11 protein-coding genes and 1 pseudogene are annotated in these 12947 nt (G+C 69.1%); 6 read left to right on the forward strand and 6 right to left on the reverse strand.

Going from position 1 to position 12947, the window contains the following annotated elements:
• The first annotated feature begins 9 nt into the window (after positions 1-9).
• From W7U_RS19135 to W7U_RS19155, 5 genes are all read left to right on the forward strand, one after another.
• A complete protein-coding gene (locus tag W7U_RS19135; protein ID WP_008261462.1) occupies positions 10-1194 on the forward strand; it encodes an acyl-CoA dehydrogenase in 1185 nt (394 codons plus the stop codon).
• Positions 1194-2339: an acyl-CoA dehydrogenase family protein gene (locus W7U_RS19140; protein WP_008261463.1), complete on the forward strand. Its 1146-nt coding sequence runs from the start codon at positions 1194-1196 to the stop codon at positions 2337-2339. The genes W7U_RS19135 and W7U_RS19140 overlap by 1 nt, the downstream gene beginning before the upstream one ends.
• A gap of 9 nt (positions 2340-2348) precedes the next feature.
• The gene (locus W7U_RS19145; RefSeq protein ID WP_008261464.1) at positions 2349-3020 is read left to right on the forward strand and encodes a TetR/AcrR family transcriptional regulator; all 672 of its coding nucleotides are present in this window, start codon (positions 2349-2351) and stop codon (positions 3018-3020) included.
• A 5-nt stretch (positions 3021-3025) separates the two neighbouring features.
• A complete protein-coding gene (locus W7U_RS19150) occupies positions 3026-3652 on the forward strand; it encodes a hypothetical protein (protein ID WP_008261466.1) in 627 nt (208 codons plus the stop codon).
• A gap of 812 nt (positions 3653-4464) precedes the next feature.
• Complete coding sequence (locus tag W7U_RS19155; protein ID WP_008261470.1) at positions 4465-5859, forward strand: NAD(P)/FAD-dependent oxidoreductase; 1395 nt, start codon at positions 4465-4467, stop codon at positions 5857-5859.
• On the opposite strand, the gene W7U_RS19160 is transcribed toward W7U_RS19155, so the two are convergent.
• The 6 genes from W7U_RS19160 to W7U_RS19185 form a co-directional block, all read right to left on the reverse strand.
• A complete protein-coding gene (locus tag W7U_RS19160; protein WP_008261473.1) occupies positions 5856-7091 on the reverse strand; it encodes an O-succinylhomoserine sulfhydrylase in 1236 nt (411 codons plus the stop codon). The genes W7U_RS19155 and W7U_RS19160 overlap by 4 nt on opposite strands.
• 7 nt (positions 7092-7098) lie before the next feature.
• Positions 7099-7539, reverse strand: coding sequence for a rhodanese-like domain-containing protein (locus W7U_RS19165; RefSeq protein ID WP_008261475.1), 441 nt, complete (start codon positions 7537-7539; stop codon positions 7099-7101).
• A gap of 116 nt (positions 7540-7655) precedes the next feature.
• Positions 7656-8852: a formate-dependent phosphoribosylglycinamide formyltransferase gene (purT, locus tag W7U_RS19170; protein ID WP_020823680.1), complete on the reverse strand. Its 1197-nt coding sequence runs from the start codon at positions 8850-8852 to the stop codon at positions 7656-7658.
• A gap of 89 nt (positions 8853-8941) precedes the next feature.
• On the reverse strand, positions 8942-9589 hold the full coding sequence (locus tag W7U_RS19175; RefSeq protein ID WP_008261478.1) for a PaaI family thioesterase: 648 nt from the start codon (positions 9587-9589) through the stop codon (positions 8942-8944).
• On the reverse strand, positions 9586-10884 hold the full coding sequence (locus W7U_RS19180; protein ID WP_008261479.1) for an adenylosuccinate synthase: 1299 nt from the start codon (positions 10882-10884) through the stop codon (positions 9586-9588). Before W7U_RS19180 ends, W7U_RS19175 begins: the two co-directional genes overlap by 4 nt.
• Positions 10885-11092: 208 nt before the next feature.
• Positions 11093-12007 carry a histidine phosphatase family protein gene (locus tag W7U_RS19185; protein ID WP_170320614.1) on the reverse strand — a complete coding sequence of 305 codons (915 nt, stop codon included), beginning with the start codon at positions 12005-12007 and terminating at the stop codon, positions 11093-11095.
• A gap of 285 nt (positions 12008-12292) precedes the next feature.
• Here W7U_RS19185 and W7U_RS19190 point away from each other — a divergent pair.
• Positions 12293-12939 (forward strand): annotated as a pseudogene (locus W7U_RS19190) (peptidase M50).
• Positions 12940-12947: the final 8 nt, after the last annotated feature.

The following is a 12947-nucleotide window of genomic DNA, read 5'->3' on the forward strand; positions in this document are numbered from 1 at the left end:
CTGACTCCTATGAGCACCAAGACGCCGCCCGCCTTCGACCGCTACGACCCGCTCGGCCTGGACGCCTCCCTGTCCGACGACGAACGCGCCGTGCGCGAGACCGTCCGGGAATTCTGCGCCGAGCACGTCCTGCCCCACGTCGCGGAGTGGTTCGAGATCGGCGACCTCCCGGTCCGCGAACTCGCCAAGGGGTTCGGCCAGCTGGGTCTGCTGGGCATGCACCTGGACGGGTACGGCTGCGGCGGGGCCTCCGCCGTGCACTACGGCCTGGCCTGCGTCGAGCTCGAGGCCGCCGACTCCGGCATTCGATCGATGGTCTCGGTGCAGGGCTCGCTGGCGATGTTTGCGATCTGGAATTTCGGATCCGAGGAGCAGAAGCAGGAATGGCTCCCGGGCATGGCCACCGGCGAGCTGCTCGGCTGCTTCGGGCTGACCGAGCCCGACGTCGGATCCGACCCCGCCGCGATGAAAACCCGTGCGCGACGGGATGGTTCGGACTGGGTGCTCACCGGCCGCAAGTTGTGGATCACCAACGGCTCGGTGGCCGACGTCGCGGTCGTGTGGGCCAACACCGATGACGGGGTCCGCGGTTTCATCGTGCCCACCAAGACGGCGGGCTTCAGCGCCAACACCATTCACCACAAGCTGTCGTTGCGGGCCTCGATCACCAGCGAGCTGGTGCTCGACGACGTGCGGCTGCCCGCCGAGGCGATGCTGCCCGAGGCCAAGGGGTTGCGCGGGCCGCTGTCGTGCCTGTCCGAGGCCCGGTACGGAATCATCTGGGGCTCCATGGGAGCCGCGCGCTCGGCCTGGCAGGCGGCCCTCGACTACGCCACGCAGCGCACCCAGTTCGGCCGCCCGATCGCCGGATTCCAGTTGACCCAGGCCAAACTCGTCGACATGGCCGTCGAACTGCACAAGGGCCAGCTGCTGTCGCTGCACCTCGGCCGCCTCAAGGACAGCGTGGGCCTGCGTCCCGAGCAGGTGAGCTTCGGCAAGCTGAACAACACCCGGGAGGCGATCGAGATCTGCCGGACCGCCCGAACGATACTGGGCGGCAACGGGATATCGCTGGAATATCCCGTGATCCGGCACATGGTCAACCTGGAATCGGTGCTGACCTACGAGGGCACACCCGAGATGCATCAGCTGGTCCTCGGCCAGGCGTTCACCGGCAGCGACGCCTTCCGCTGATGAGCCGACTGACCTACACGCACGAGCATCGCCAGTTCCGGGAACTGGTACGGGATTTCGTGCGGCAGACGGTCGCGCCCAACCACGAGAGCTGGGAACGCGACGGCCAGTGGGACCGCTCGCTGTTCATCGAGGCGGGCAAGCTTGGGCTGCTGGGCTTTTCGGTGCCCGAGCATCTCGGCGGCCCGGGGGTGGACGACTTCCGCTACAACGCGATCGTGATCGACGAGTTGCAGCGGGCCGGGGCGGCGGCGGAGGCCATCGCCTTCACGCTGCAAAACGACGTGGTGCTGCCCTATCTCACCGACTTGACGACCCCGGAGCAGCAACAGCGCTGGCTGCCCGGCGTGGTCACCGGCGAGACCGTGCTCGGCATCGGGATGACCGAGCCTGGCACCGGCAGCGATCTGGCCGGGATCCGCACGACCGCGGTGCGAGACGGCGACGACTACGTCGTCAACGGCGCCAAGACGTTCATCTCCAACGGTCAGGTCGGGGACCTGTTCGTCATCGCCGCGCGCACCTCGCCGGATCGCCATCAGGGACTGTCACTTCTGGTGGTCGACGCCGACACCCCGGGCTTTTCTCGCGGCCGCAACCTGGAGAAGATCGGCTTGCACGCCCAGGACACCAGCGAGCTCACCTTCACCGATATGCGGGTGCCGAAGGACAACCTGCTCGAATCAGAGGGCCGCGGCTTCTATCAGTTGATGAAGAACCTGCCCCAGGAGCGGCTCGCGCTCGGTGTCGGGGCGGTGGCCGCCGCGGAAGCGATCCTGGCCGCAACCCTCGACTACGTCCGCGATCGCACGGCCTTCGGATCACCGATCGCCAGCTTCCAGCACAGCCAATTCGTGCTCGCCGAGTTGGCCACCGAAATCGACGTCGCGCGAACGTATCTCGACGACTGCCTCGCCGAGCACCTCGAGGGCGAACTGACGGCCGCCCGGGCCGCCCGGCTGAAATGGTGGACCACCGACCTGCAGGTGCGCACCGCCGACCGCTGCCTGCAGTTGCACGGCGGGTACGGCTACATGCGCGAGTACAGCGTGGCGCGCGCGTTCGTCGACGCCCGCATCCAAACCATCTACGGCGGCACCAACGAGATCATGAAGACGATCATCGCCAAGGACCTGGGCCTGTAGGGACAGCCGATGGCCACCGACGTCGCCGACTACAGCGCCCTTCCCGCCGAGGAGGCGGTGCGCGCCGCCCGCGTCAGCTCGCGGCGCCGCCAGGTGCTCGATGCCGCGGTCAAAGTCATGGGCAGGACCGGGTTTCACCAGATGTCCATGCAGGACCTGGCCACCGAGGCCGAGGTCAGCGTCGGCCTGCTCTACAAATACTTCGGCGGCAAGGAAGACCTGCTGCTCGCCACGATCGTGCGCATCCTCGACGCGTTCCGCGATCAGCTGGCGCCGGTCATCGCCGCCGCCGGCGACGACGTCGTGGACCAGCTGACCGCGGGGGTCCGACGCTACATCCAGATCGTCGACGAGAACCTCGACGGCGTGGTCCTGACCTACCGGGAGAGCCGAACCCTCGGGTCGCCCGGCCGCACCCAGATCAAGGACCTCGAAATCGCCACGGCCGCACCGCTGCGCGCGGTGATCGAGGCCGGCGTCGCCCAGGGCGTCTTCCGCGGGGTCGACGTCGACCTCACCGTGTTCGACATCATGCTGCTGGCCCACGGTTGGGCGCTCAAGCACTGGCACTTCGGGCCGACCTACACCCTCGACGAATACATCGCGTTGCAGATCCGCCACGTGCTGGGCGGATTGATCGCCGACGACCGCCGCGTCGACTACGCGCACGTGCTGGAATGAAGGGCATGGGAGTCACCGCACGCCGCGTCCGCGGCACGATCGCCTTGTTGGCCCTGGGAGCCGCCGCCGGCCTGCCCGCGGCGGGCGCCGATCCGGCAGCGGCGCTGCCCCCGATGGCGTCCAGCGGCAGCGGGCCGATCATCGGCGGGGGTTCCGCGGCGGCGCAGGGAATCGCCCAGCAGCTCTTCAGCTTTGGCAATCCTAACGTCGTGCAGGAGGTCGACGGCTCGGACGCGGCGCAGTTCATCACGTCCGCGGCGGGAGCCGCCAACCCGCAACTCGCGGGGCCCTTCTCGCTGCTGCGCCGGGCGTTGGCGTGTCAGACCGACAATTCGGGATTCGGGGCGCGCGCCTATCGGCGCAACGACGGGCAGTGGGGCGGCGCGATGCTGGTCGCGGCCAAGAGCGCGACGCCGAGCCTCGACGGCCTGGTGGGCTGCGTGAAGACCAATTGGCGAAGGACCGCCGCGGGCGGCGAAACCGCCATGTGCAACAACGGCTGGACCACGCCGACGTCCTACGACAGCCGCCGCGGCGAGACCTATTACATCCTGCTCGCCGGCACCGCCGCCGACTTCTGCAGCGGCCTCAACGCCAAGTACAAGAGCGACGCCAGCGGGTGGCCGTTCTGAGCGGCCGCGATGCCCTCCCACCCGTCGCTGAAACAAATTGCCATCCCGACGGTTTCGCCGTGCGTCGGGCGGCGCGAGCTCGGGGCCTATTTGAATTCATATCCAATTTGCGCAGCGGCGCCGGCGAGCGGCGGGTAAATAGCGATCCAATATAGCCGCGACATGGGCCCCGCGCAGGATAATTCCCATTCACCGGGCCACCGGATTTTGCTGAATTCCGTTCGCGGCCAGGCGGTCGCATCCGAGCTGGGTTCGTCGGTCATCCGTTTGACGAATTGGTCGGAAATATTCGCGAAATCGCTTATCTGCGAGCGATTGACAACGTAAGCTCGCCGACATCGGGCCTTAGAATGTCGTCTCCCAGACGTAGGGGGTTCTAATGTCACGTCGTACTAGCAAAATCGTCGTCGCCGTGGTGCTGGCTTTCGCAGCGCCAATGACCTCGGCGTGCACGATTCCGCTCGTTATCGACTGTGGTCCCGGTTTGACCTGCACCGGATAGCGGTAACCGAACGGGCCCCGAGCTCAATTGGGGCCCGTTCACTCACATCACGCTTCGCGTAGCGAAGGGCACAAGGTGATCGGCCGGGGCCACAGCATGCCCTGATGCGCGCCGCGGCCCCGGCCGCCGGGATCCGTTACCACACACGCCATTTCGGGTTATGGCGTCCGTAGAGACGTCGAGATCGGCTTGGCCGCACGCATTTTCGACTTCTGCGGCTCCTTCTGCTGGCCCGGTGGCTCCGACGCGCCGCGCATCCGCGCGCACGTCGGCCTCGCCTTTCGTGGGTGCGGCGTCGTACGGTGGAGGCATGTCGCGCCATCGTGTGGTCATCATCGGAAGCGGTTTCGGCGGGTTGACCGCGGCGAAGGCGCTCAAACGCGCCCCCAAGGGCACCGAAGTCGAGGTGACCGTGATCTCGAAGACGACCACGCACCTCTTCCAGCCGCTGCTGTATCAGGTGGCCACGGGCATCCTGTCCGAAGGCGACATCGCGCCGACCACCAGACTGATCCTGCGCCGGCAGCGCAACGTCCGGGTGCTGTGGGGCGAAGTCTCCGCCATCGACCTCACCGCCAAGACGGTGACATCGCACCTGATGGGCATGGAGACGGTGACGCCCTACGACAGCCTGATCGTGGCCGCCGGCGCACAGCAGTCCTACTTCGGCCACGACGAGTACGCCGCCTTCGCGCCCGGGATGAAGAGCATCGACGACGCCCTGGAGCTGCGCGGCCGCATCCTCGGCGCCTTCGAGGCCGCCGAGGTCGCCACCGATCCGGCCGAGCGCAAACGCCGCCTGACCTTCGTGGTGGTCGGCGCCGGGCCCACCGGCGTCGAGCTGGCCGGCGAGATCGTCCAGCTGGCCGAGCGCACCCTGGCCGGCGCGTTCCGGACGATCACCCCCAGCGAATGCCGCGTCATCCTGCTCGACGCGGCGCCCGCGGTGTTGCCGCCGATGGGCACCAAGCTGGGCCTCAAGGCCCAGCGGCGGCTGGAGAAGATGGACGTCGAGGTCCAGCTCAATGCGATGGTGACCGCGGTCGACTACATGGGCATCACGATCAAGGAGAAGGACGGCGGCGAGCGCCGCATCGAATGCGCGTGCAAGGTGTGGGCGGCCGGCGTGCAGGCCAGCTCGCTGGGCGCGATGCTCGCCGAACAGTCCGACGGAACCGAAACCGACCGCGCCGGAAGGGTGATCGTCGAACCCGACCTCACCGTCAAGGGGCACCCGTACGTGTTCGTCGTCGGCGACCTGATGTCGGTGCCCGGCGTGCCCGGGATGGCGCAGGGCGCGATCCAGGGCGCGAAATACGCCGCCACCGTCATCAAGCACGCGCTCAAGGGTGAGGACAATCCCGACGACCGCAAGCCCTTCCGGTACGTGAACAAGGGCAGCATGGCGCTCATCTCCCGCTACAGTGCCGTCGCGCAGGTCGGCAAGGTGGAATTCGCCGGGTTCTTCGCCTGGCTGGCGTGGCTGGTGCTGCACCTGTACTACCTCATCGGCCACCGGAACCGGCTGGCCGCCATGTTCGCCTGGGGGATCTCGTTCCTGGGCCGCACCCGCGGCCAGATGGCCATCACCAGCCAGATGATCTACGCCCGGCCGCTGGTGAACTGGGTGGAGCAGCAGGCCGCCGAAGGCACGCTCGCGGCCGCCGAGCGCGCCGAGACGGCCGAGCAGAAGGCGGCCGGCTAGCTCAGGGCCCGATCGATGTCGGCGATCAGGTCGTCGGTGCCTTCCAGGCCGACGGAGATGCGGACCACGCCGTCGCCGAGCCCGATCGCCGCGCGGCCCTCCGGGCCCATCGCCCGGTGAGTGGTGGTCGCGGGATGTGTGACAAGGGATTTGGCGTCGCCGAGGTTGTTGGAGATGTCGATCAGCGTCAACTTGTCCAGCACCTCGAAAGCCCGCTGTTTGGCAGAGTTTTTTGAGCTGTCCGGCACTTCGAGCGCGAAGGTGATCACCGTTCCGCCGCCCGACATCTGGCGCTTGGCCAGGTCGTATTGCGGGTGTGAGGACAGATAGGGGTAGCGCACCCAGCTCACCGCCGGATGGGTCTCGAGGAATTCGGCGATCCGGTACGCCGATGAATTGCTGTGCTCGACCCGGATGGCCATCGTCTCAAGGCCTTTCAACAACACCCAGGCGTTGAACGCGCTCATCGCCGGGCCGGTGTGCCGCATCAGTTTCTGTACCGGGCCGTCGATGTACTCCTTGTCGCCGAGGATGGCCCCGCCCAGCACCCGGCCCTGGCCGTCGATGTGCTTGGTGCCCGAGTACACCACCACGTCGACGCCGAGCGGGACGCCCTGCTGCAGCAGCGGTGTGGCGAAAACGTTGTCCAGCACCACCTTTGCGCCCGCGGCGTGGGCCAGCTCGGTCACCGCGGCGATGTCCACCAGCGACTGCATCGGATTCGACGGGGTTTCGAAGAACACCGCCGTGGTGGGCACCGACAACGCCTGTTCCCACTGGGACAGGTCGTCGCCGTCGACGAAGACGGTCTCGACACCCCAGCGCGGCAGGATCTCGTTGCACACCACGAAACACGAGCCGAACAGGCTGCGCGACGCGACCAACCGGTCCCCCGCGCCCAGCAGCGCGCCCAGTGACGTGAACACCGCCGCCATGCCGCTCGCGGTGGCAAACGCCGCCGGTGCCCCTTCGAGCAGGCGCAGCCGCTCCTCGAACATCGTCACGGTCGGGTTGCCGTACCGCGAGTAGACGAAGCGGTCGACCTCGCCGGTGAACGACTGCTCGGCGACCGCCGCGGTTTCGTAGACGTAGCCCGACGTCAGGTACAGCGCCTCGGCGGTCTCGTCGAACCCCGAGCGCAGCAGCCCACCGCGCACGCCGATGGTCGCCTGGCTGACGCCTTCGGGCAACGGTGCGGGAGTGCGAACCGAGTCGTGATCGGCGGGCGTCATGCCCGGATCAACCTTGCTTCCAAGGCAATCCGATCGCCCGCCAGCCCGACTCGCCGCGATGACCGTTGGCGTCCAGCTGGCCCTCGAAGCCGTCCAGGATGTTGTAGGCCGGCGTGATCCCCAGCTGGGTCGCCACCTCGGCGGCGCCGATGGAGCGGTTTCCGGAGCGACACAAAAACAGCACCGGGCGATCCGCGTCGGTTTCGGCCGGCGCCACCTGCTCGCGCAGCTGGTCGGCGAAGTTCGCGTTGGGCCTGCCGTCGGAGGAATTCCATTCGAGGAACAGCACCTCGCGGCCGAGGCTGGACAGATCGGGCACCCCGACGAATCGCCATTCGGCGTCGGTGCGCACGTCGACCAGCACGGCGTTCGGATTGTCGCTGAGCAGTTTCCATGCCTCCAGGGGCGAGATGTCGCCCGCGTAGGAGTGTCCGCGCTCTGTGCTCATGCTCGTATTCCCTCGTCCTTCGTACGCATCGTCAGCCACCCCGGCGAGATTGCCCCCCGCGCGGCGCTACCTGACCTGCGATCGTATCGAGACCGGCGCCGCGCGCATCTCGGGGCTCAGCCGCGGGGCGCCGGGGCGGCCAGCCGTTCGGCGGCCTGGCCGGCGCGTTCGCGGGCCGCCGTCACCTCCGGCGCGGTCGCCAACGCCCGGAACCCGCTCCCGGAGACGCGCAGGTCGCTCTCCGGCACGCTCAGCGCGCCGATCAACGCGGCGGGGTCATGGGGATCGGCCGGGCCCGCCACCCGGGCGGCGGCCGGCGACACCATCATGGTGTCCACCGGCAGGCCCAGGATGGTGCGGGCCTGCAGCTCGAACGCCGAAAGTCGCTGGCTGCGCAGGGTCACCCAGGCGCTGTCGGCCGGGCGCGACGTGACGCCGGCGAAGTACACCTCGTCGCCGTTGACCATCAATTCGACCCCGAACACGCCGCGCCCGCCCAGCGCCTTGACGATCCGCGCGGCGATCGACCTCGCGGCGTCCGTCGCGGCCGCGCTCATCTTCTGGGGCTGCCAGGATTCCAGCACCTGCCCGTCGGACCCGCGGTGCCCGATGGGTGAGCAGAATTCGATGGCCGGCCCCGACGGGCCCTCGCTGCGCACCGCCAGCAGGGTCACGTAGAACTCGACCTCGACCACGGTTTCGGCCAGCACCCGGGCGGAGGACTGGTCGCCCACCGCGCGGCGCCAGGCGGGTTCGATGTCCTCGCGGCGCGCCACCACCGACTGCCGCTGCCCGGCCGGCCCGGCCACCGGCTTGACCAGCAGCGGGTACCCGGCGTGCGCGCCGACCGCCTCGAGTTCGCCCAGCGATCCGACGAACCAGAACGGCGCGGTGGGCAGCCCCAGCTCGTCGGCGGCCAGCCGGCGCAGCCCTTCGCGGTCGGCGGTGAGCCGCACGGCGCGGGCGCTGGGCACCAGCTCGCCGTCGAGGGCGTCGAGGGCCCCGGTGGCGACCGCGTCGGTGGTGGTGACGACGAGGGTGGGTTGCAGCCGCCCGATCGCCTGCGCCAGCTCGTCGGCGTCGGTCATGTCGAGCACCAGCGCCTGATCGGCGACCCCGTGCGCGGGCGCGTGGGGGTGCCGGTCGGCGGCGATCACCCGCGCCCCGAGGCGTCCCAGGGCGATCGCCAGCTCCCGGCTGATCTCGCCGGAACCCAGCAGCAGCACCGTCGGGCGTGCGTCGGCGGGGGCCGGTGGGGGGACGACGAGCGCCGTCGTCTCGTCGTCGCGTCCGTCCGTCACGCCGTCAGTCACGGCTCAAGGATAGGTCGGTTCGGCGAGTGCTAGGGCTGACTGCCCGGCTCCTCAGCGGCGCGGTGGCACCGCGCCGCATCGTCGCCGCGCTAGGGCTGACCGGGAAGCAACCGCACCATCAGGCCGTTGCCCTCGGCCAGCACGGTCTGGTCCTCGTCGACCAATTCGGCGGAGACGAACGCCTTGCGGCCCTCGGTGCCGGTGACGCGGCCACGCACCAGCAGCGGCACGTCGATCGGGGTGACCTTGCGGTAGTCGACGTGCAGGAACGCCGTGCGGCTGATGGGCCGGTTGGCGGCGTGGGAGATCATGCCGAACATGTGGTCGAACAGCAGCGGCAGCACGCCGCCGTGCACCGCGTGGTTGCCGCCGACGTGGAACCGGCTGAAGTGGCCGGTCATTTCGACGCCCTCGGGGTCGTACCGCGTCAGGACCCACGGCGGCAGCAGCAGGCTGCCCATGCCCGGCAGGTCGGGGGTGCGGCCCGCGGGCGCCTGGCCCTCGGCCTCGGCCTGAAACGGCCCCAGCAGCTCGGTCAGCGCCGCGACCCGGTCGGCGGCGTCGTCCCAGACGTCGTCACCCGGGTCGGCCGACACGGCGAGGTCCTGCAGCCGGCGCATCGAGGCGACGAACCGGGCGAAGCCGGGACCGGGGCTGGCGGGCCCGTACTCCGGGAAGCCGCCGTGGTGTTCGTATTCGGGATCGAGGTCGATCGGGTTCGGTTCCGGGTCCGTCACGCGCGGGCCGCCAGGACGTCGCGGCGCACGATGGTCTGTTCGCGCCCGGGTCCCACACCGATGCACGAAACATGGGCTCCCGCAAGCTCTTCGAGCCGAAGCACGTAGTCGCGGGCCTTGGCGGGCAGGTCGTCGAACTCGCGGGCGTGCGAAATGTCCTCCCACCAGCCGGGCAGCTCCTCGTAGATCGGCTCGGCGCGGTGCAAATCGCTTTGGGTCATCGGCATCTCGTGGATGCGTGCCCCGTCGATCTGGTAGCCGACGCACACGGGAACGGTTTCCAGGCTGGACAGCACGTCGAGCTTGGTCAGGAAGTAGTCGGTGATGCCGTTGACCCGGGTGGCGTAGCGGGCGATGACGGCGTCGAACCAGCCGCACCGCCGGCGCCGCCCGGTGGTGACGCCGAATTCGCCCCCGGTCTTGGACAGGTATTCGCCGTTCTCATCGAACAACTCGGTGGGGAACGGGCCGGAGCCCACGCGGGTGGTGTAGGCCTTGAGGATGCCCAGCACCGCGGTGATCCGCGTCGGCCCGATTCCCGAACCCACCGCCGCCCCGCCCGCCGTCGGATTCGACGACGTCACATAGGGATACGTGCCGTGGTCGACGTCGAGCAGGGTGCCCTGCGAACCCTCCAGCAACACGGTTTCGCCGGACTCCAGCGCGGTGTTGAGCAACAGCCGGGTGTCGGCGATGCGGTGCGCGAAACCCTCCGCCTGCTCGAGCAGGGCCTCGACCACCTGGTGCGGGTCGAGCGCCTTGCGGTTGTAGATCTTGACCAAGATCTGGTTCTTCAGCTCCAGCGCGGCCTCGACCTTGTGGGTCAACACGTCCCGGTCGAGCACGTCCGCGACGCGGATTCCGATCCGGGCGATCTTGTCCTGGTAGCAGGGCCCGATGCCGCGGCCGGTGGTGCCGATCTTCTTGTTGCCCATGTAGCGCTCGGTGACCTTGTCGATGGCCACGTGGTAGGGCAACAGCAGGTGCGCGTCGGCGGAGATCAGCAGCCTCGAGGTGTCGACGCCGCGGTCTTCGAGGCCTTTGAGCTCGTCGAGCAGCACGCCGGGGTCGATCACCACACCGTTGCCGATGACGTTGGTGACGCCGGGCGTAAGCACGCCCGACGGGATCAGGTGCAGGGCGAAGTTCTCCCCCGTCGGCAAGACGACCGTGTGCCCGGCGTTGTTGCCACCCTGGTAGCGCACCACCCACTGCACCCGCCCACCCAGCAGGTCGGTGGCCTTACCTTTGCCCTCGTCGCCCCACTGGGCGCCGATCAGGACGATTGCCGGCATGAGTTTGCTCCCGCCTGCCTACTGTGGTTCTGCTGGCAGAACGCCAGATCTTGCACCGCTGCAACGGTTTTCGACATCGCCCGATGGCTCGCACTGCCGTCGGGTGACGGCGCCTCGGTTGGCCGCGTCGTGACCGTGCGCGTAGCTGCACGCGTCTTTGCTTGCCGCGCTCACGTGGCGATCCTAGACGTCGGGCCTCGCATGGTGCTCAGGGGCTTGCCGCCAGCGGCGGCTTCGCCGCGCACACGCCGTTGCGCGACGGCGCGTCCAGCATCAGGCACAGGCCGTTGGCGTCACGGTCGTATCGCTTGGCCGCCCAACCGGGCCACGCCGGTTTCCCGTTCCAGCTGACCAGCGTCCAGCCATCGTGGGGATTGCCCTGGATCTCGACGATGCCGGTGTTGGGCAGCGGGTCGAAAAGCAGGAGCAACTGTTCGGGGTTTCTGACGGTCGTCATCGTCCCGATGCCTATGTCGAATTCGCTGGAGAACGCGACCTCTCTGATCCTGCCGTCGGACGCGCGGACCGGGTTGGCCAACGCGCTGCCGTACATCCTTGCGAGCATGTCGTTGAAGCCGCTCGCGGTCGTCGCCGCGTTGCCGGACATCGTCTGGAGCGCGCCGCTGAAACGCCTGTGGAACTCGTACCCGTTGGGGTCGGCCGAGCCCGGCGCGAGCATCGGCACGACGCGCAGCCCGAGCAACCACGCGACCGGTGCCAGCAGGTACGCCAGCCCCGCCAGGCTGAACTGCGGCATCCCGTTGAAGATGCCCGCGTCGATCTCGTTGAGCCCGGGCAGCACCTGGACATTCATCCCCAGCGCCGCCGCCAACGGCGCCGCGGTCTGCTGCGTCCTGATCAACTGCGACGCGAAGATCGCGGCGACCGGGCCCTTCGCCGCGAGCACATTGGCGACGTCCTGCGCCTGTTGTTGGCCAAGCGCGGTGAGCGCGGCCCCGGGCACCGCCGTATCGATCACCCTCGCGGCGTTGGCCACCGACTGCCCGTGGCGCACCAAATCGATCACGATCGACTCGTCGGCCGACGCCCGCGCCGATGCGAGGCACAGCAGCACGGCCGAAAGCAGCACGGCGCCAACGCGACCGAGGTGCGTCGTCAGCAACGGAGGCGGGCGGGGCCGGCGCCGTACCCGAGCGGCGCGGGCCGCACGGCGGAGACAATGGCGGTGAGGCGGCGAATGGTCGTTCTCCGTTCTCTCAGCCACTCGTTGGCGGGATTCCGCACAACGTAGGCCCGGTGGCAGGAGTAAAGTATCCGGGTGTTTCCAGGCGGCGCCGCAACAACTTTCGCAGTCCGACACCATGTTGTGACTGTGTCGTTATGGCCCATTGATCGAGCCAGAGTCGTTGGAAGTCAAACAGATTGGACCAGCTTGATTGGATAGCTTGTGACACAAGACGATCCGGCCGCCGCGGTCCTGCTGTTCACGCACGGGCGGACCTACGGCCCGTTGCGGGGGTTGCGCGCCCACCGCATCGCCGGCGAACCCGACCTCGACGCCGCGATAGGCACCTTCCCGCGCCTGGTCGTGGTGGGCGCCGACGCCGACCTGGCGGCCGTGCTGACCCGGCTGCTGCGCGCGGAGCGGCTCGACGTCGAGGTGGCCTACGTGCCGCGGCGGCGCACCCGGGCGACCCGGATCTATCGCCTGCCCACCGGGCGCCGGGCGGCGCGCCGGGCCGTCCGCGGTTCCGCGCAACGGGTGACGCTGATCCGCGACGAGACCGGCTCGGTGGTCGTCGGGCGCGCCGCCTGGGTACCGCCGGACGGCGAGCGGGTGATCCACGGCGAGGCGGTCGTCGACGACACCACGTTGTTCGACGGCGACGCCGCCGGCGTGCTCGTCGAGCCGACGCTGGCCGCGCCCGGCCTGCGGGCCTCGCTCCAGGGGCGCTGGCGCCGGTGGGTCACCGGCCGCGCGGCCCAGCTGGGCAGCACGGGCGTCGTCGTGCTGCGCGACGGCGTCCCCGCCCCCGGCCCGGCCGCCGCTCGGCGTTCTACCGCAACATCGAGGGCTGGCTGCTGGTCCGATAGTTTCGTGC

The organism is Mycobacterium sp. H4Y (genome assembly GCF_000364405.1).
Taxonomy (GTDB): domain Bacteria; phylum Actinomycetota; class Actinomycetes; order Mycobacteriales; family Mycobacteriaceae; genus Mycobacterium; species Mycobacterium intracellulare.

Coding starts and splice junctions, on each gene's coding strand:
- W7U_RS19165 (WP_008261475.1), bottom strand. CDS start 7,539: ATGAGCACAGAGCGCGGACACTCCTACGCGGGCGACATCTCGCCCCTG.
- W7U_RS19140 (WP_008261463.1), top strand. CDS start 1,194: ATGAGCCGACTGACCTACACGCACGAGCATCGCCAGTTCCGGGAACTG.
- W7U_RS19155 (WP_008261470.1), top strand. CDS start 4,465: ATGTCGCGCCATCGTGTGGTCATCATCGGAAGCGGTTTCGGCGGGTTG.
- W7U_RS19160 (WP_008261473.1), bottom strand. CDS start 7,091: ATGACGCCCGCCGATCACGACTCGGTTCGCACTCCCGCACCGTTGCCC.
- W7U_RS19145 (WP_008261464.1), top strand. CDS start 2,349: ATGGCCACCGACGTCGCCGACTACAGCGCCCTTCCCGCCGAGGAGGCG.
- W7U_RS19135 (WP_008261462.1), top strand. CDS start 10: ATGAGCACCAAGACGCCGCCCGCCTTCGACCGCTACGACCCGCTCGGC.
- W7U_RS19180 (WP_008261479.1), bottom strand. CDS start 10,884: ATGCCGGCAATCGTCCTGATCGGCGCCCAGTGGGGCGACGAGGGCAAA.
- W7U_RS19150 (WP_008261466.1), top strand. CDS start 3,026: ATGGGAGTCACCGCACGCCGCGTCCGCGGCACGATCGCCTTGTTGGCC.